The organism is Xanthomonas sontii, from assembly GCF_040529055.1.
GTDB lineage: Bacteria > Pseudomonadota > Gammaproteobacteria > Xanthomonadales > Xanthomonadaceae > Xanthomonas_A > Xanthomonas_A sontii.
Map to the genome: position 1 here is coordinate 3,845,984 of NZ_CP132342.1, position 17,749 is coordinate 3,863,732.

Genomic DNA, 17,749 nt, shown 5'->3' on the forward strand with positions numbered 1-17,749 from the left:
ACTGCGCCTAAACCGCGGGCACCGCGGCCACGCGACAGCCGCGGCATTGCTGTCCGAAAACGGCCAGTGCGCCGCGCCGGAGCCGACTAGACTGGCGCCATGCCTGCCCTCGCCGCCACCGACCACGCCCTCTACGACCGCGCCCGCCAGTCCCGCGACGCGCGCTTCGACGGCGTGTTCTTCACCGCCGTGCGCAGCACCGGCATCTACTGCCGGCCGGTGTGCCCGGCGCCGCCGCCCAAGCGCAGCAACGTGCGCTACTACCCCAGCGCCGCCGCGGCCGCGGCAGCCGGCTACCGGCCGTGCCTGCGCTGCCGCCCCGAACTCTCGCCGGAGGCGCAGCAGCACCTGGGCGAAGAAGTCGTGCGGCGCGCACTGGCGCTGATCGCCGAGGGCGCGCTGCAGGACGCCAGCGTCGTCGCGCTGGCGGCCGAACTGGGCATCAGCGCGCGCCAACTGCAGCGCCTGTTCGTGGCCCAGCTCGGCGCCACCCCGGCGGCAGTGCATGCGACCCGGCGCCTGTTGCTGGCCAAGCAACTGCTCACCGAAACCGCCTTGCCGATCACCCAGGTGGCGCTGGCGGCCGGCTTCAACAGCCTGCGCCGCTTCAACGCCGCGTTCCTCGACGGCTGCGGCATGCCCCCCTCGGCGATCCGCAAGCAGCGCACCGACAGTCCCGGCGGCGATCTGGTGCTGCGCCTGGGCTACCGGCCGCCGCTGGACTTCCCGGCGATGCTGGCGTTCCTGCGCAAGCGCGCGATCCCCGGCATCGAGCGCATCGGCGAGGCCAGCTACGAACGCGTGCTCGGCCCCTGCGAGGCCTCCACGCGCATCCGTGTCGAGGCCGATCCGCAGCGCCACGAACTGCGCCTGCACATCGCCGCGGCCGATCCGCGCGCCATTCCCGACATCGTGCGCCGGGTGCGCCGCGTGTTCGATCTGGATGCCGACCTGCGCGCGGTGCACGCCACGCTCGGCGAGGATCCGCTGCTGGCGCGCGCCATCGCGCGGCGCCCCGGGCTGCGCGTGCCGGGCGGCTGGGACGGCTTCGAAGTGGCGGTGCGCGCGGTGCTCGGCCAGCAGGTCAGCGTGGCCGGCGCAGCGACCCTGGCCGCGCGCCTGGTGGATCGGCACGGCGCCGCGCGGCCCGGCCAGCCGCCGGGCCTGGACCGCGCCTTCCCGACCCCGCAGGCACTGCGCGACGCGCCGCTGGAAGCGATCGGCCTGCCGCGCTCGCGTGCGGCGACGATCCGTGCGCTGGCGCAGGCGGTGCTGGACGGCCGTCTGTCGTTCCGTGCCGGCCAGCGCCTGGACGACTTCGTCGCCCACGCCATCACCTTGCCCGGCATCGGCGCCTGGACCGCGCAGTACATCGCCCTGCGCGCGCTCGGCCAGCCCGACGCCTTCCCCGCCGGCGACCTGGTGCTGCAACGCATGCTCGGCGAAGGGGGCGCACGCCTGAGCGAGCGCGCCTCCGAGGCGCGTGCGCAGGCCTGGCGGCCCTGGCGCGCCTACGCGGTGCTGCACCTGTGGCACCTGGCCAACGACCCTCCCGAGGAGACCCGCGCATGACCGCGCCCCCGCTGTCCTACGACCGTTTCGACACCCCGATCGGCATGCTCACCGTCGCTGTCGGCAGCGATGGCGTGCGTCACATCCTGTTCCCCGAGAACCGCTACGACGCCCGCGGCCGCGCCGACTGGGTGCACGATCCGGCTCCGGTGCGCGCCGCGCGCGAGCAGTTGCTGGCCTACTTCGCTGGAGAGCGCGAGCACTTCGACCTGCCGCTGGCGCCGCACGGCACCGACTTCCAGAAGCGGGTGTGGCTGGCATTGGCCGAGATCCCGTTCGGCGCGACCTGGAGCTACGCGCAACTGGCGCAGCATGTGGGCCAGCCGCGTGCGGTGCGCGCGGTCGGCGCCGCCAATGGCCGCAACCCGCTGCCGATCGTGCTGCCCTGCCACCGGGTGATCGGCGCCAACGGCGCGCTCACCGGCTTTGGTGGCGGCCTGCCGACCAAGGCCGCGCTGCTGGCGCTGGAGCGACGCGATGGCGGCGACGCGGCCACCGGCACCATGGCCCCGCTGTTCGGCTGAGCGTCGCAGCCTGCGGCGGCGACACCGCGAGCGCTGCGGCATCGCGCGCCCCGGATACCGATGCACGCGCGCCGCAGGCGCTGTCTTCGCCACGTCACCGTCCGCGCCTTATGATGCCGCGATGATGTCCTCCGTCCTGCGTTCCACGCTCGTCTGCGCCACCCTGCTGCTCGGTGCCTGCGCCTCCACCCCCTCCACGTCGCCGCACGCGGCCGCCGCGGCCGCCGCACCCAGCACCGCCGCACCGGCGAGGCTGCCCACGCCGGTGCTGCTGATCTCGATCGACGGCCTGCGCGCGGACATGCTCGATCGCGGCATCACCCCGAACCTGAGCCGCATGGTCCACGACGGCGTGCGCGCGCAGTGGATGACGCCCTCCTATCCGTCGCTGACCTTCCCCAACCACTACACCATCGCCACCGGCCTGCGCCCGGACCATCACGGCATCGTCCACAACAGCATGCAGGATCCGCTGCTGGGCACGTTCCAGCTCAGCGATCGCGCCGCGGTCAGCGATGGCCGCTGGTGGGGTGGCGAGCCGATCTGGGTCGGCGTCGAGAAGGCCGGCCTGCACGCGGCGACGTGGGCCTGGCCGGGCAGCGAGGCGGCCATCCAGGGCGTGCGCCCCAGCCGCCGCCAGGCCTTCGACGCGGACATGCCGCCGAACGCGCGGGTCGACCAGGTGCTGGGCTGGCTCGACGATCCCAGCGCGCCGCGTCCGCAGCTGCTGACCCTGTACTTCGAACAGGTGGACGAAGCCGGCCACGAGCATGGCCCGGAGTCGCGCGAATACGCGCAGGCCGTCGCCAGGATCGATGCGGCGATCGGACATCTGCTCGACGGCCTGGCGCAGCGCGGCGAACTGGACCGGATCAACCTGGTGCTGGTCTCCGACCACGGCATGGCCGCGGTGCCGCCCAAGCAGGTGCTGGCGGTCGAGGAGATGGTCCCGCCGCAACAGGTCACGGTGATCAGCTACGGGCAGTCGGTGGGCATCGTTCCGCGCCCGGGCCAGGAGGCCGCGGCCGAGGCGCGCCTGCTCGGCGCGCATCCGCAGTACGACTGCTGGCGCAAGGGCGAACTGCCGGCGCGCTGGCACTACGGCAGCAATCCGCGCATCCCGCCGATCGTGTGCCAGATGCACGAGGGCTGGGATGCGCTGCCGCGTGCGCGCATCGCCGAGAAGCCGCGCAGTCTGCGCGGCTCCCACGGCTACGACCCGGCACTGAAGTCGATGCGCGCGGTGTTCGTCGCCCGCGGCCCGGCGTTCCGCCAGGGCGTCACCCTGGCGCCGATCAACAACGTCGACGTCTACCCGCTGCTGACCCGCCTGCTCGGCATTCCCGCCGCCCCCAACGACGGCGATCCGCAGGCGCTGCTGCCGGCGCTGCGCTAAGGCGGGCCACCACTCCCCGAGCATGCCGCGCCACGATTGCGCGTGCCTGTGGCAAGCGTCCACGCCCGCGCGATGACGCGACCACGGGCGCGCGCAAGCGCGGCCCTTCGGGTTGGGTCTGGCAGGCGCGCGGCATACTCGGGAATGGGTGACACGCCCTGAGCGCCACGACAACGGTCGCGCCCCGGCGACGCCCGCCCATGGCAACGCGTGCGACAATGGCGGCATGCATTCGCCCGACTCCGCGCAACCGCCGCGCCTGCGCCATCGTCTGCGCCCGCTGATCTCGCAGGAGAGCTGGAAGCAGCGCGCCGTGCTGTGGGGCGGCGCGGTGGCGGTGGCCCTGGTCTCCATCGTCTTCGCCAAGGCCAGCGACGCCGCCTTCCACGTGTTCCAGCGCATCACCGCGCATTCGCCGTGGTGGGCGCTGCTGCTGACCCCGAGCGTGTTCGCCCTGCTGGCCTGGCTGACCAACGGCGCGCTGCGCCCCACCCGCGGCAGCGGCATCCCGCAGGTGATCGCCGCGCTGGAACGTCCCGACGACGGCTTCCGCCAGGCCAACCTGTCGCTGCGCGTGTCCGCGGGCAAGCTGATGCTGACCACCATGGCCCTGTTCGGCGGCGCCTCGATCGGCCGCGAAGGCCCCACCGTGCATGTCGGCGCCAGCCTGATGTACGTGTTCGGGCGCTGGTTCGGCTTTCGCGATGCGCGCCAGGCCAGCCATTTCCTGCTGGCCGGCGGCGCCGCCGGCATCGCCGCGGCGTTCAACACGCCGCTGGCCGGCGTGGTGTTCGCCATCGAGGAACTGAGCGGACGCTTCGAGCACCACTTCTCCGGCACCTTGCTGACGGCAGTGATCGTCGGCGGCGTGATTTCGCTGGGCCTGCTCGGCGACTACACCTACTTCGGCCGGGTCGCCACCGCCGGCCTGCCGCTGGGCAAGGCGTGGCTGGCGATCCTGCTGTGCGGCGTGGTCGCCGGCCTGCTCGGCGGCGCCTTCGCGCGCATGGTGCTGCTCACCGTCGCCGGCAAGCCGCGCTGGCTGGGCGAGCTGCGCCGGCGCCAGCCGGTGCTGCTGGCCGCACTGTGCGGTCTGGCGCTGGTGCTGCTGGGCCTGATCTTCGGCGCCGGCGCGTTCGGCACCGGCTACGAGCAGGCGCGCAGCCTGGTGCAGGGGCACGCCAGCGTCGGCCATGAATTCGGCCTGATGAAGCTGCTGGCGAACCTGGTGTCCTACGTGGCCGGCATCCCCGGCGGCCTGTTCTCGCCGGCCCTGGCGGTCGGCGCAGGACTCGGCCACAACCTGGCCGTGCTGATGCCGGGCGTGGACCCGCGCATCTTCGTGCTGCTGGGCATGTGCGCCTATCTCACCGGGGTGACCCAGGCGCCGCTGACCTCGGCGGTGATCTCGCTGGAACTCACCGACAGCAGCGACATGCTGCTGCCGATCCTGGCGACGGTGCTGATCGCCCGCGGCGCTTCGGCGCTGGTCTGCCGCACGCCGATCTACCGCGGCCTGGCCGAACTGTTGCTGGTGGCGCCACCGCCGGCGCCCACGCCGCCCGCGGAAGAGGAAACGCCGACCTCGCTGGTGGCCGACCTGGCCGGCAGCGACCACGACGACCGCGACGACGGCCCCAGCGCGCCGCGTCCGCACTGAGCGGCGGCTCGCCCCGAGCGACCGCGTGTCCTGAGCGACGAACGAACGACCGGGGAGTGCGCTTCCCGCTCCACCCTCCTCGCTGCAGGGCCATCTCTCTCCGCCTCACGGCGACCGCCAGGCATGGACGCCAGGCATAAAAAAACGCGGCGCAAGCGCCGCGTTCTTCGTCGCAACCGGTGGCTGGCTCAGCCGGCCTTGGCGACCGTCTTCTTGGCCACGGCCTTCTTCACCGCCGGCGCCTTGACCACCGACTTCTTCGCGGCCGGCGATGCAGCGCCCACGGCCACCTTGCTCACGCTGTGCGAGCGCGAATTGCCGTAGCTGGCGTTGTAGCGCTTGCCCTTGGCGGTCTTGCGGTCACCCTTACCCATGCTCATCGACTCCTGAATGTGTTTGCGAAAACCCCCGCGAGATGCACGGGGTTTGGCGAGGCCAACGCGGTCAGCGCCCTCGCGCAAGGGCGGCAAGCCTACCACGTGCGCTCAATGGGCGCAGCTTGCGTCGTGCACGTGGCCGTGGTTCAAGCGCAGGTTGAGCAGGTGCGCCAGGCCGACCAGGGTGCCGCCGAAGGTCATGATCGCCGCGTGCGGCGCCACCGCATGATGCAGCGCCGGCACCAGCAGCCCGGCCCATAGGGCCAGCAAGCCGAGGATGAGCAATCCCAGCGCCTGCCACACGCGGTGCCGGCGATACCCAAGCACCAGACTGAACAGGCCCAGGCAAGTCACGAACAGGACCAGGGTGCGCTCCACGCCCTCGCCCAGCCACATCGCCAGACCCAGCGACGGCAGCACCGCCAGCGCCAGCGGCAACACCGCGCAATGCACCGCGCACAGCAGCGAACCGGTGGCGCCGAGGCGGTCGAGCGCGGCGCGCAGATCGAACGATGAGGACATGACGGTCGGCACGGGTTGAAAGTGTTACGGAATAATATAACATTCGGCCGCCGGCGACCAGCGCGTCCCGCGCCCCTTCCCCGACCGTCCACCGCCGCTGTGCGGTGCCGGCAGCGCGCACGTCGCCCCCGACTGTCCCTCCTAATGGAATGCCCATGCCCTCTCCCCGTCCCGTCCTGCTCCGCCGTTCCGCCCTGTCCCTGGCCCTGCTTGGCCTGCTGAGCCCGTCGCTGGCCCTGGCCGCCGACCCGACCACCGCGACGACCGCGACCGACGCCACGCCGCCGGCCAGCGACAGCCGCCACGGCGCAGGCCACAGGCAGGACCGGCACGTGAAGGACATGGACCAGGTGGTGGTCACCGCCAGCCCGCTGCGCGATGCTGCCGGTGCGCTGAGCCAGCCGGTGGACGTGCTGGCCGGCGAGCGCCTGGACGAGAACCGCGGCGCCAGCATCGGCGAGACCGTGGCCAGCCTGCCGGGCGTGCAGAGCTCCAACTTCGGCCCCGGCGTGGGCCGGCCGATCATCCGCGGCCTCGACGGCCCGCGCGTGGCGGTGCTCAACGACGGCCTGTCCTCGCAGGACGTGTCCACGGTCAGCCAGGATCATTCGCCTGCCGTTGAGCCGTTCTTGGCCGACCAGATCGAAGTGCTGAAGGGCCCGTCCACCCTGCTGTACGGCTCCGGCGCCATCGGCGGCGTGGTCAACGTGGTCGACGGGCGCATCGCCGAGACCCCGGTCGACGGCGTGCACGGTCGTGCCGAAGCGCGCTGGGAAGGCGGCGACAAGAGCGGCAACACCGACATGTTCCGCGTCGATGCCGGCAACGGCAGCGGCCTGTCGATCCATGCCGACGGCGTGTACCGCAACCTGAAGGACTACGACACGCCGCAGGGCCCGCAGCTCAACTCGTTCGTCAAGTCCAAGGTCGGCTCGATCGGCAGTTCGCTGGCCGGCGACTGGGGCTTCGTCGGCGTGTCGATCTCGCGCTTCCGCGACAACTACGGCAACCCCGGCGAGCCCGGCGATCCGGCCGCCGGCGAGCGCGGCGTGTCGCTGCAGCTGCACCAGGACCGTTTCGAGCTCAAGGGTGCGCTGAACGACCCGTGGGGCGACGGCAGCGCACTGCGCTACAGCTTCGGCCACACCGCCTACACCCATACCGAGTTCGAAGGCGCGGAAGTGGGCACCAAGTTCGACAAGCGCGCCAACGAAGGCCGCGTGGAGGCCTCCTTCGGCCTGGGCGGCGGCTGGCAGACCGCGGTCGGCGTGCAGGGCAGCGACTCGACCTTCCAGGCCACCGGCGAAGAAGCCTTCGTGCCGAAGACCGACACCCGCGCCATCGGCGTGTTCGCGCTGGCGCGCAACACCTGGGACCGCGTGCAGGCCGAGGTCGGCGCGCGCGTGGACAGGACCAAGTACGAGACCGACACCGGCGTGGACCGCGACTTCACCCCGAAGAGCCTGTCGCTGAGCGGCGGCTTCCGCTTCAACGAGCAGTGGCGTCTGACCGCCAACCTCGACCACGCCGAGCGCGCCCCGGCCGAAGAAGAACTGTTCGCCAACGGACCGCACATCGCCACCCTCGCCTACGAGATCGGCAACCCCGACCTGAAGACCGAGAAGGCCAACCAGGCCGAACTGGGCCTGATCTTCAAGAACGACTGGGTCGACGCCAAGGTGGCCGGCTACTACAACCGCTACGACGACTTCATCTATATCGTCGACACCGGCGGCCAGTGGTTCCACGAGGAGGACAACGATTTCCTGCCGATCCGCCAGTGGACCCAGGCCGATGCGGTGTTCCATGGTTTCGAGGGCGAGGCCACCTTCCACCTGGCCAACAACGACAGCGGCGCCTGGGACCTGCGCGTGTTCGGCGACACCGTGCGCGCACGCCTGAAGGACGGCGGCAACCTGCCGCGCATCGCGCCGGCGCGCTACGGCGCGCAGCTGCGCTGGGACGTGAGCAACTGGCGCGCCGCGCTGGGCGCGACCCGCTACCAGAAGCAGGACAAGGTGGCGGTCAACGAGACCCCGACCGCCGGCTACACCCTGGTCGATGCGCATCTGGCCTATCACGTCGATGCCGGCAGCACCGCCTGGGAAGTGTTCCTGGACGGCAACAACCTGACCAATCAGGATGCGCGCGTGCATACCTCGTTCCTCAAGGACGACGTCATGCTGCCCGGCCGCAGCGCCTCGTTCGGCGTGCGTCTGTTCTTCTGATCGGGCAGCTTCGCTGCAGCGTGACGAGGCCGCCTTCGGGCGGCCTCTTTTTTTTCGCTAATGCGGCGCGCTGCGCGAGAACATGTTGATCACCACCACGCCGGCGACGATCAGCGCCATGCCGACGATCGCCGGCGGGTCCAGCGCCTGGCCGAACCGCCACCACGCCAGCAGCGAGATCAACACGATGCCGATGCCCGACCAGAGCGCATAGGCCACGCCCACCGGCACGCTGCGCAGGGTCAGCGACAGCAGATAGAAGGCGATGCCATAGCCGCACAGTGCCAGCAGCGTCGGCCACAGCCGGGTGAAGCCCTCGCTGGCCTTCAGCGCCGAGGTCGCGACCACCTCGGCGAGGATGGCCACCAGCAGGAACAGCCAGTTCTTCATTGCAGGACACTCCTGGACGCGCAGCGCGCCACGATAGCAAGCGGCGCGTGGCGACGATGGCGACGGCCCTTGCCCCGGATGCACGCTGCGCAGGAGCGGCGCGTTGTGCCCTTCTGGAAATCGACCGCGATCGGCGTTCCGGGATCGTCTCTGGCACGGCTGCGTCCCTCCTGCGACGCCACGCATGCCCACACGCATGACCAACCGAAGCGACGCCGCCCTGCGCAGCGCACGCCATAGGTTGCGGTGCAAGGCGACCTGCCTGGGCAACCTGTCACGCAAACGCGGCCTGTACCGCGCTGCACAACGGTCCGATCGCCCGATGGCGTTACAAAGGGCGCCGCGCGTCGCCCCCTGCTTCGCGCCGTACCGGCCGATGCGACGCGGCCGCGCGCTGCACGCGCGTGCCGTGTCCCGGCCGATCGTTCCGAATGAAGAAAGGAGAGATTCTTCATGCATCTTGCGCCGCTTCGTCATCTGCTGCCCCTGTCCATCGCCGCCGCCCTGCTCGCGCCCCCCGCGCTGGCGCAGACCGCCGACGCACCCGCTGCGCCGGCAACGCAACCCGATGCCACCACCCTGGATACCGTGGTCGTCAGCGGCACTGCGCGCTTCAGCGGCCTGCGCAAGCGCGACGCCAGCTTCTCGATCACCACCGCCACACCCGAACAGATCCAGCAGGCGGTGCCGCAGAGCAGCGCCGACCTGCTGAAGATCGTGCCGGGCGTGTGGGCCGAGCCCAGCGGCGGCGGCACCGGCGCCAACATCTTCGTGCGCGGCATGCCGTCGGAAGGCGATGCGCCGTTCGTCACCTTCCAGCTCGATGGCGCACCGCTGTTCCCGCCGCCGACCCTGTCGTTCCTGGAAAACTCCACGCTGTTCCGCACCGACGACACCATCGAACGCATGGAAGTGCTGCGCGGCGGTTCCAGCCCGATCTTCTCCAACGGCCAGGCCGGCATCACCGTCAACTTCATCCAGAAGAAGGGCCAGGACGAGCCGGAAGGCAGCGTACGCCTCACCGGCGGCAGCGATGCCCTGCGCCGCATCGATCTGTTCGACAGCGGGCCGATGGGCAACGGCTGGTACTACAGCATCGGCGGCTTCTTCCGCGAGACCGATGGCGTGCGCGATCCGCAGTTCCCCGCCGACAAGGGCGGCCAGTTCAGCGCCACCCTGAGCAAGCGCTGGGACAGCGGCGAACTGTCGTTCTATGCGCGCCATACCGACGACAACAACGCCTTCTACACCGCGATCCCGTTGCTGTCGCGCAACAACGGCAGCGACCTGTCCAGCTTTCCCGGCCTCGACGCGCAGCACGGCACGCTGCTGAGCGACGACTTCCGCAACGTCACCCTGCCGGTCGGCCCCAACGGCCAGACCATCCGGCGCGATCTGGGCGACGGCCGCGGCGTCAACATCGACGTGTTCGGCGGCGAACTGAACTGGGAGGTGGGCGACTGGACCGTCGCCGACCGTTTCAACGTGATGGGCGGCACCGCACCGACCTATGCGCTGTTCACCGGTGACGCGCCGCAGCGACTGGGCGACTTCATCGCCGGCTATGGCAGCACCGGCAGCGCGCGCTACACCAACGGCGGCGGCGCGGTCGATCCGGACCAACAAGTGCTGGAGGCCGGCTGGTGGTCGGTGGACAAGCGCCTGAACTCCTTCACCAACGACCTGCGCCTGAGCCGCGCGCTGTTCGCCGGCAATACGCTGACCGTGGGCAGCTATTACGCCAGGTACACCTCCAACGACACCTGGTACCTCGGCAATACCATGCTGCTGACCGCGCAGAACCATGCGCGGCGCATCGACGTGACCCTGGACGACGGCCGCCAGCCGACGCGCGACGGCTTCACCAGCACCGCCTTCCTGGCGCTGCGCGCGCATTACGAGGGCGAGAACGCCGTGGTGTTCGTCGCCGACGAATGGGAACTGGACGAGCGCCTGCGCCTGGACCTGGGCGTGCGCTACGAACGCCAGCACGTCACCGGCACCGTGCACGACACCGCCACGGTGGACCTGGACGGCAATCCGGCCACGCTGTACGACAATGCCACTTCGATCTCGCTGCCGAGCGCGCGACACATCGACCAGGACGACAACGCGCTGTCGTGGACCGCCGGCCTGAACGTCAAGCTCGACGCGCACAACAGCGTGTTCGCGCGGGTCAATTCCGGGGTCAAGTTTCCCGGCTTCGACAATCTGCGCGACGGGCAGACCAAGGTGCAGGACATCCGGCAATACGAACTGGGGTTGAAGTCGGGTGCGACCAACTACGATCTGTACCTCACCGCGTTCTACAACACCTTCAGGAATTCGCCGTTCCAGGCCTTCCTGGCCAACGGCAGCAACTTCACCACGGTCGGCGATTCGCGCGCCTACGGCCTGGAGGTGGAAGGCGCGATCCGCCCGTTCGGCGGCTTCGAACTGGCCGGGACGGGGGTGTGGCTGGACGCCAAGTACCGCAACTACCGCGAATACACCGGCAACCAGGTCATGCGCCAGCCCAAGCGCCAGTTCCGGCTGACCCCGAGCTACTACTGGATGCTGCCGTTCGGCGACCTGCGCGTGTTCGCGACCTATTCCTACATCGGCGAACGCTACGCCGACCTGGCCAACAGCCAGCGCCTGCCGTCCTACGACATGCTCGACGTCGGTGCCAGCCTGCACAGCGGCGAGCACTGGGAGTTCACCGTCAGCGGCAGCAACGTGACCGACACGCTGGGCCTGACAGAAGGCAATGTCCGCGTGCCCGGCGCGGCCACCGGCGGCGTGTTCATGGGCCGCCCGATCGCCGGCCGCCAGTATCAGGCATCGGTGGCGTATCGCTGGTAGCGCCTGCCGCATCGCAGACGCACGCGACGCCATCGCTGCACCGGCGTCGCGTGGCGCCGACCATGACAGGCGCAATCGCGCGCCTGTCGTGGCGGCGATGGCATCTGCAGGAGCGCATGCACGCGCATCCCGATCCAGTACGGCCACCCGTCCGTATCACTGCCCCGACACCCTCCCTTCGCGTTCTCTTCGCAGTCCCTTCGCGGTCCCGCCGCGATGCTCGCGCTCGGGTGCCGATGCGTGCCCGCACGTCGGCGTCGCGATGGCGCTGCTACCCAGGTCGACTCGCTCCCTGCTGCGCCCCGGCGCGCGCGGTAGCGGTCCCCAGGCAGGAGAGACCGATGCAGCATGAGCCCCACCGTACCGATGACGCGTCCGGCGCCGCCGACAGCGCGCGCGACACCCCGCTGAGCGAGGACGAAGCCGCGCTCGCGCGCCGGCTCGGCATCAACGGCCTCTCCCGTCGCGAATTCCTCGCCCTGCTCTCGGCCGCCGGCCTGAGCAGCGCGGGCGGACAGATCCTCTTCAGCGAGGCCGCATTTGCCGCACCAGTCGCCAAGGCCGCGCCGCCGCAGAACGCCTTGCCCGTGGTGCTGGAGGTCAACGGTCAGCGCCATGCCCTGCAGCTGGATCCACGGACCACGCTGCTGGACGTGCTGCGCGAACACCTGGCGCTGACCGGCACCAAGAAGGGCTGCGACCACGGCCAGTGCGGTGCCTGCACGGTGATCGTCGATGGCGAGCGCCGGCTGTCCTGCCTGACCCTGGCGGCACAGGCAGAAGACACCCAGATCACCACCATCGAGGGCCTGGCCGACGGCGAGCGACTGCATCCGATGCAGGCCGCGTTCGTACAGCACGACGGGTTCCAGTGCGGCTACTGCACGCCTGGGCAGATCTGCTCGGCGGTGGCCTTGTTGAACGAGATCAAGCGAGGCGATGCCAGCCACGTCAGCGCCGACGTCAGCCGGCCGGTCACCGAACTCAGCGACGCCGAGGTGCGCGAGCGCATGAGCGGCAACATCTGCCGCTGCGGCGCCTACCCGAAGATCGTCGCCGCGATCCAGGACGTGCACAGCGGCGGCGCGCCGCGGCCGCTGACCTGGCGCTATGTCGACCAGTCCGAACTGACCGCCCTGAAGATGGCGAAGGAGGTGGCCGATGACGCCGTTTAAGTACCAGCGCGCGACCTCGCCGGAGGACGCGGTGCGCCGTGTCGCCGCCAACCCGAACGCGCGCTTCCTCGGCGGCGGCACCAACCTGCTCGACCTGATGAAGGAAGGGGTGACCGGTGCCGACGAGATCGTCGACCTGACCCGGCTCAAGGGCCTGGCCGAGATCGCCGAAACCGCCGACGGCGGCCTGCGCCTGGGCGCGCTCGCCAACAACACGCAGACCGCCAACCATCCGCTGGTGCGTCAACGCTATCCGTTGCTGAGCCAGGCGATCCTGGCCGGGGCCACGATGCAACTGCGCAACATGGCCAGCAACGGCGGCAACCTGCTGCAGCGCACGCGCTGCGGCTACTTCTACGACACCGCCCTGCCCTGCAACAAGCGCGAACCCGGCAGCGGTTGCGGCGCGCGCGAGGGGCTCAACCGCACCCACGCGATCTTCGGCCACAGCGCGCATTGCGTGGCGGTGCATCCGTCGGACATGTGCGTGGCGCTGGCCGCGCTGGACGCGACGGTGCAGGTGCGTACGCCGGCCGGCACCCAGCGCGAGATCCCGTTCCCCGAATTCCACCTGCTGCCCGAGGCGCGCGCCGATGTCGACAACCAGCTCGCGCATGGCGAACTGATCGAGTCCATCACCCTGCCGGCGCAGAGCTTCGCCGCGCACAGCCACTATCTGAAGGTACGCGACCGGGCCAGCTACGCATTCGCACTGATCTCGGTGGCCGCGGCGCTGACACTGGAACCGGACGGGCGCATCCGCGACGCGCGCATCGCCATGGGCGGGGTGGCGCACAAACCCTGGCGCGCACGCGCCGCCGAACGTGCGCTGGTCGGGCAGCATGTCGGCGAGACCGCTTTCGCCGCCGCCGCGCAGGCCGAGATGGCCGCGGCGCGGCCGCTGGCGCACAACGCCTACAAGATCCCGATGGGCACGCACGCGATGATCCGCGCCCTGCACCGCGCCAGCGGCAGCGACGCCGCGTGAGCGGCCAACCGGAGAACCGGCAATGAACTACATCGGCAAGGAAATGCGCCGCGTCGACGGCTACGCCAAGGTCACCGGCAAGGCGCGCTATGCGGCGGAGTTCCAGATCCCGCATCTGGTCCACGGCTACATCCTGACCAGCACCATCGCCAAGGGCCACATCGTGCGCATCGACACCCGCGCCGCCGAAGCCGCGCCGGGCGTGATCAAGGTGCTGACCCATCTCAATGCGATCAAGCCGGTCTCCGACGCGGTCAAGAAGAAGGGCGAGGATCTGTCGTTCCGTGCCCTGGTCGACGACCGCATCCATTTCAATGCGCAACCGATCGCCGTGGTGGTCGCCAGCACCTTCGAGCAGGCGCGGCACGCGTCGCGACTGATCCAGGTGGACTACGCCACAGAAACCGCACACACCGATTTCGACGCACTGCTCGATCAGGCGCACGATCCGACCCCGGAAGACTCGCCGAAGCCGCGCGGCAACCCGGCTGCTGCGTTCGCCGCCGCGCCGGTGAAGCTGGAGGCCGCGTACACGATGCCGGTCGAGCACCACAACCCGATGGAGCCGCACGGCGGCATCGGCTACTGGATCGGCGACACCCTGACCGTGGTCAACAAGAGCCAGAACGTCTACCAAGACCGCGAACAGCTGGCCGGCTACTTCGGCATTCCGGTGGACAAGGTCAACGTGGTCTCGCTGTTCGTCGGCGGCGCGTTCGGCTCCTGCCTGCGCCCCAACTACTACACCTTCCTGCTCGGCGCGGTGTCCAAGGCGGTCGGCCTGCCAGTGAAGATCGTCTACACCCGGCGGCAGATGTTCAGCGGCCATGGCTACCGCCCCTATTACCGCGTGGAACTGGGGCTGGGCGCCGACGCCGCAGGCACGCTGCAGGCGATCCGCTACCGGCACGTGCTCAACACCTCGCGCATCGAGGCGTTCAACGAGGCCTTCTTCCGCAACGCGCGCTCGCTGTACGCCTGCCCCAACGTGGAGGATCGCTTCGAGGTGGTGGAGACCGACCTGCCGACGCCGCAGGCGATGCGCGCGCCCGGCACCATCAGCCAGATGTTCGGCATCGAGTGCGCGATGGACGAACTGGCCTATGCGCTGAAGATGGACCCGCTGGAACTGCGCCTGGCCAACTACGCCGAGACCGATCCGGAGAGCGGCAAGCCGTTCTCGAGCAAGGCGCTGCGCGAATGCTACGCGCTCGCCGCCGAGACCTTCGGCTGGAGCAAGCGCACGCCCGAGCCGCGCTCCATGCGCGACGGGCGCCTGCTGGTCGGCTGGGGCATGGCTACCGGCACCTGGGCGTCGATGCAGATGCCCGCGCTGGCACGGGTGGTACTGAGGGCCGACGGCAGCGCTCGGGTCGGCAGTGCCACTTCCGATATCGGCCCCGGCACCTACACGGTGATGACCCTGATCGCCGCCGAGTATCTGGGCATCGACGCCAAGCGCGTGCAGTTCGAACTGGGCGACACGCGCCTGCCGAAGGCGCCGGCGCAGGGCGGCTCGTGGACCACCGCCAGCGTCGGCAGCGCGATCCACGGCGCGGCGCGCGAGATCCGCGGCAAGCTGCTGGAACTGGCCAGACAGGATGGGCAGGCCGCATTCAGCGGGCTGGACGTGGATGCGGTAGAACTGGTCGATGGCCAGCTACGCCCGACCGGCAAGTCCGAGGCTGGCCTGGACGTGGCCAAGCTGATGCGCCAGCACGGCCTGCAGGAGCTGGAGGTGGTGCACGAATCCAAGCCCTCGGCAGAGCGCAAGCAGTACGCCACCGCCGCGCACGGCGCGCAGTTCATCGAGGTCAAGGTCGATCCGGACACCGGCATGGTGCAGGTGACGCGGGTCATCGAAGCCACCGCCTGCGGCAAGATCATGAATCCGCTGACCTCGCACAGCCAGGAAATCGGCGGCGTGGTGATGGGCATCGGCATGGCGCTCAGCGAAGGCACCGAGATCGACCATCGCTACGGGCGCATGCTCAACGCCTCGCTGGCCGACTATCACGTGCCGGTCAACGCCGACGTGCACGAGATCCAGACCATGTTCGTCGAAGAGGACGACACCATCGTCAACCCGCTCGGGGTCAAGGGCATGGGCGAACTGGGCATGGTCGGCATTCCCGCTGCCATCGCCAACGCGGTATTCCACGCCACCGGCAAGCGCATCCGCGACCTGCCGATCACCCCGGACAAGTTGATCGGCTGAGCACGAGCGCCGCTTGCTGCGCCGTTCGCCCTATCCCTCGTGGGAGCGGCTTCAGCCGCGACAGACGTCACCCATGGCGCCTGTCGCGGCTGAAGCCGCTCCTGCGACATCGCTTCCGTAGTCATCAGAGGTGGCATTCCGTTGCAAAGAGCAAAGTAGGACGCCATGCGACGTCGCCCGTTGTCTGACGGAAGCCTTCGCCGCATCTATCGCATCCCGCAGCAAGTCCTGCAGGAACCATCGCTACGTCGCGCCCTGCGGCGACCGCTATGGATCCAGCCACCCTTTCGCCACCGCCGCCTGCACATCCTCCGGCGTGTCCAGGTCCAGCGCCAACGCCGGCGCGACGATGCAGCCGAGGCTGTCCGGTGCCAGCGTCGCGAACAGCGCGCGCAAACCCTGGTCGCCGCCCAATGGCAGCGTGCGCCAGCGCTGCTGCGCCACCACCGCCGGCATGCCGCGCACGCCGGCGTAGGCGCTCACCGCGCAGCCGGACGCCGCCCGCGCGGCCGCCGCCAGCAGATCCTGCAGATGCGCCGCTGCCAGCGCCGGCTGGTCGCAACCGAGCACCAGGCTATGAGTGATCGCGGCATCGTCGCCTACCGCCACACGCAGGCAGTCCAGACTGCCGCCCATGCCGGTAGACCAGTCCGGATTGCGCACGCATTCCACCGGCAATCCCTCCAGCAGCGGGTGCAGCGCCTCGGCCTGCGCACCCAGCACCACCACGCAACGCGCCGGCGCCGTGGACAGCGCCAGGCGCACGACCTTGCGCAGCAGCGGCTCGCCGTCGCTGGTCAGCGTCTGCTTGGGACGGCCGAGGCGGCGGCTGCCGCCCGCGGCCAGGATCAGCGCGGCGTGCGCCTGCGCCATCACCTGGCACCTTCGGCCAGCAATCGCGGCGCTGCCGTCAGCGCATCGCGGTGCGATCGCCGCGGCCTGTCGCTCGCCTGCGCGACCGCACTCAGCCGCGGCGGCTTCGCCCGGCTGGCCTGCAACTGCGCGGCGATGCTCAGCGCGATCGCTTCTGCGCCATTGCCTCCCAGGCGCAGCCCGATCGGCGAATGCAGGCGCGGCGACAACTGCGCGCGTTGCGTCGGACTCAGCAAACGGAACAGGTCCTCGCGCCGCCGCACCGGTCCCAGCAGGCCGAGGAACGGGATCGCGCTACTGGCCAGCGCGTCCAGCGCTTCACGATCCAGTTCGAAATTGTGGTGCATCACCAGTGCCGCATCGCTGCCGTCACAGTCGGCCAGGGCGCGGGTCGGCGTGCATGCCAGGGCGCGGTCGGCCAGCGCCGCCAACGCAGACCAGCGCGGCCGCTGCTCGACCAGGGTCGTCATCCAACCCAATTGACGCAGCAGCGGCAGCAACACGGTGGTTTCCGGGCCGGCACCGAAGACGCTGACTCTCGGCGGCGGCGGCACCTGCACTTCGCCGACGCGCGGCGGCGCCGCAGACAGCGTGTGCCAAGGCAGGCACCACCGCAACGCCTGCTCGGCCACGCTGGCGGCGATGCGACCGTCGGCCTCCAGCGCCAAGGTCAATCCACCGCGCCCCTGCAGCCAGGCCTGGGCCAGCCCGTCGAAGCCCGGCAAGGCGAGCAGCGGCAGCAAGGCCAGGTGCAGGCGGCCCCGGCAACCGGCGGACGAACCCGACAGCAGGTCTTCGTCCTCGCGCGTATCGATCTCCATCCACACCGGCACGCCGGCGACGGCGGCCTGCGCGGCACAGCGCGCGATCTCCGGCTCCAGGCAACCGCCGCTCAGCCAACCCTGCTGCGCACCATCGGGGCCGAACAAGGCCATCGCCCCGGCATGCGCGTAGGTGGAGCCTTCGCGGGCCATCGCCACGG

Annotated in this window: 14 protein-coding genes; 9 read left to right on the forward strand and 5 right to left on the reverse strand. The window is 70.3% G+C overall.

Going from position 1 to position 17,749, the window contains the following annotated elements; translation table 11 throughout:
* The first annotated feature begins 99 nt into the window (after positions 1-99).
* From RAB70_RS16205 to RAB70_RS16220, 4 genes are all read left to right on the forward strand, one after another.
* Complete coding sequence (locus tag RAB70_RS16205; RefSeq protein ID WP_148829037.1) at positions 100-1,572, forward strand: DNA-3-methyladenine glycosylase 2 family protein; 1,473 nt, start codon at positions 100-102, stop codon at positions 1,570-1,572.
* On the forward strand, positions 1,569-2,096 hold the full coding sequence (locus RAB70_RS16210) for a methylated-DNA--[protein]-cysteine S-methyltransferase (RefSeq protein ID WP_148829036.1): 528 nt from the start codon (positions 1,569-1,571) through the stop codon (positions 2,094-2,096). The genes RAB70_RS16205 and RAB70_RS16210 overlap by 4 nt, the downstream gene beginning before the upstream one ends.
* A 121-nt stretch (positions 2,097-2,217) precedes the next feature.
* Complete coding sequence (locus tag RAB70_RS16215) at positions 2,218-3,492, forward strand: ectonucleotide pyrophosphatase/phosphodiesterase (RefSeq protein ID WP_148829035.1); 1,275 nt, start codon at positions 2,218-2,220, stop codon at positions 3,490-3,492.
* Positions 3,493-3,718: 226 nt separating this feature from the next.
* Positions 3,719-5,152, forward strand: a complete 1,434-nt coding sequence (locus tag RAB70_RS16220; RefSeq protein ID WP_148829034.1) for a chloride channel protein — start codon at positions 3,719-3,721, stop codon at positions 5,150-5,152.
* A 188-nt stretch (positions 5,153-5,340) separates the two neighbouring features.
* Here the strand turns inward: RAB70_RS16220 and RAB70_RS16225 are convergent, their stop codons facing one another.
* The gene (locus RAB70_RS16225; RefSeq protein ID WP_017911843.1) at positions 5,341-5,526 is read right to left on the reverse strand and encodes a 30S ribosomal protein THX; all 186 of its coding nucleotides are present in this window, start codon (positions 5,524-5,526) and stop codon (positions 5,341-5,343) included.
* Positions 5,527-5,637: 111 nt separating this feature from the next.
* Entirely contained in the window at positions 5,638-6,051 is a 414-nt protein-coding gene (locus RAB70_RS16230) for a MerC domain-containing protein (protein WP_017907253.1), read from the reverse strand.
* Positions 6,052-6,206: 155 nt separating this feature from the next.
* Here RAB70_RS16230 and RAB70_RS16235 point away from each other — a divergent pair, with 155 nt between their 5' ends.
* Positions 6,207-8,279, forward strand: a complete 2,073-nt coding sequence (locus RAB70_RS16235; RefSeq protein ID WP_148829033.1) for a TonB-dependent receptor — start codon at positions 6,207-6,209, stop codon at positions 8,277-8,279.
* A 57-nt stretch (positions 8,280-8,336) separates the two neighbouring features.
* Here the strand turns inward: RAB70_RS16235 and RAB70_RS16240 are convergent, their stop codons facing one another.
* Positions 8,337-8,669 (reverse strand): multidrug efflux SMR transporter, encoded by a 333-nt coding sequence (locus RAB70_RS16240; protein ID WP_148829032.1) that lies wholly within the window; start codon positions 8,667-8,669, stop codon positions 8,337-8,339.
* A 453-nt stretch (positions 8,670-9,122) separates the two neighbouring features.
* Here RAB70_RS16240 and RAB70_RS16245 point away from each other — a divergent pair, with 453 nt between their 5' ends.
* The 4 genes from RAB70_RS16245 (at position 9,123) to RAB70_RS16260 (ending at position 15,894) form a co-directional block, all read left to right on the forward strand.
* Positions 9,123-11,513, forward strand: a complete 2,391-nt coding sequence (locus RAB70_RS16245; protein WP_148829031.1) for a TonB-dependent siderophore receptor — start codon at positions 9,123-9,125, stop codon at positions 11,511-11,513.
* Between the two features lie 341 nt (positions 11,514-11,854).
* Positions 11,855-12,688 (forward strand): 2Fe-2S iron-sulfur cluster-binding protein, encoded by an 834-nt coding sequence (locus RAB70_RS16250; RefSeq protein ID WP_148829030.1) that lies wholly within the window; start codon positions 11,855-11,857, stop codon positions 12,686-12,688.
* The gene (locus tag RAB70_RS16255) at positions 12,675-13,676 is read left to right on the forward strand and encodes a xanthine dehydrogenase family protein subunit M (RefSeq protein WP_148829029.1); all 1,002 of its coding nucleotides are present in this window, start codon (positions 12,675-12,677) and stop codon (positions 13,674-13,676) included. Before RAB70_RS16250 ends, RAB70_RS16255 begins: the two co-directional genes overlap by 14 nt.
* Before the next feature lie 22 nt (positions 13,677-13,698).
* The gene (locus tag RAB70_RS16260) at positions 13,699-15,894 is read left to right on the forward strand and encodes a xanthine dehydrogenase family protein molybdopterin-binding subunit (protein ID WP_148829028.1); all 2,196 of its coding nucleotides are present in this window, start codon (positions 13,699-13,701) and stop codon (positions 15,892-15,894) included.
* Positions 15,895-16,161: 267 nt separating this feature from the next.
* Here the strand turns inward: RAB70_RS16260 and RAB70_RS16265 are convergent, their stop codons facing one another.
* A complete protein-coding gene (locus RAB70_RS16265; RefSeq protein ID WP_148829027.1) occupies positions 16,162-16,767 on the reverse strand; it encodes a nucleotidyltransferase family protein in 606 nt (201 codons plus the stop codon).
* Positions 16,767-17,741 (reverse strand): XdhC/CoxI family protein, encoded by a 975-nt coding sequence (locus RAB70_RS16270; protein ID WP_230979393.1) that lies wholly within the window; start codon positions 17,739-17,741, stop codon positions 16,767-16,769. Before RAB70_RS16270 ends, RAB70_RS16265 begins: the two co-directional genes overlap by 1 nt.
* Positions 17,742-17,749 lie beyond the last annotated feature (8 nt).

What these genes read in the sequence shown, in the direction of transcription:
- RAB70_RS16230 (WP_017907253.1), bottom strand. Translation starts at nt 6,051, where the DNA reads ATGTCCTCATCGTTCGATCTGCGCGCCGCGCTCGACCGCCTCGGCGCC.
- RAB70_RS16225 (WP_017911843.1), bottom strand. Translation starts at nt 5,526, where the DNA reads ATGGGTAAGGGTGACCGCAAGACCGCCAAGGGCAAGCGCTACAACGCC.
- RAB70_RS16270 (WP_230979393.1), bottom strand. Translation starts at nt 17,741, where the DNA reads ATGGCCCGCGAAGGCTCCACCTACGCGCATGCCGGGGCGATGGCCTTG.
- RAB70_RS16210 (WP_148829036.1), top strand. Translation starts at nt 1,569, where the DNA reads ATGACCGCGCCCCCGCTGTCCTACGACCGTTTCGACACCCCGATCGGC.
- RAB70_RS16240 (WP_148829032.1), bottom strand. Translation starts at nt 8,669, where the DNA reads ATGAAGAACTGGCTGTTCCTGCTGGTGGCCATCCTCGCCGAGGTGGTC.
- RAB70_RS16215 (WP_148829035.1), top strand. Translation starts at nt 2,218, where the DNA reads ATGATGTCCTCCGTCCTGCGTTCCACGCTCGTCTGCGCCACCCTGCTG.
- RAB70_RS16220 (WP_148829034.1), top strand. Translation starts at nt 3,719, where the DNA reads ATGCATTCGCCCGACTCCGCGCAACCGCCGCGCCTGCGCCATCGTCTG.
- RAB70_RS16265 (WP_148829027.1), bottom strand. Translation starts at nt 16,767, where the DNA reads ATGGCGCAGGCGCACGCCGCGCTGATCCTGGCCGCGGGCGGCAGCCGC.
- RAB70_RS16255 (WP_148829029.1), top strand. Translation starts at nt 12,675, where the DNA reads ATGACGCCGTTTAAGTACCAGCGCGCGACCTCGCCGGAGGACGCGGTG.
- RAB70_RS16235 (WP_148829033.1), top strand. Translation starts at nt 6,207, where the DNA reads ATGCCCTCTCCCCGTCCCGTCCTGCTCCGCCGTTCCGCCCTGTCCCTG.
- RAB70_RS16260 (WP_148829028.1), top strand. Translation starts at nt 13,699, where the DNA reads ATGAACTACATCGGCAAGGAAATGCGCCGCGTCGACGGCTACGCCAAG.
- RAB70_RS16250 (WP_148829030.1), top strand. Translation starts at nt 11,855, where the DNA reads ATGCAGCATGAGCCCCACCGTACCGATGACGCGTCCGGCGCCGCCGAC.
- RAB70_RS16245 (WP_148829031.1), top strand. Translation starts at nt 9,123, where the DNA reads ATGCATCTTGCGCCGCTTCGTCATCTGCTGCCCCTGTCCATCGCCGCC.
- RAB70_RS16205 (WP_148829037.1), top strand. Translation starts at nt 100, where the DNA reads ATGCCTGCCCTCGCCGCCACCGACCACGCCCTCTACGACCGCGCCCGC.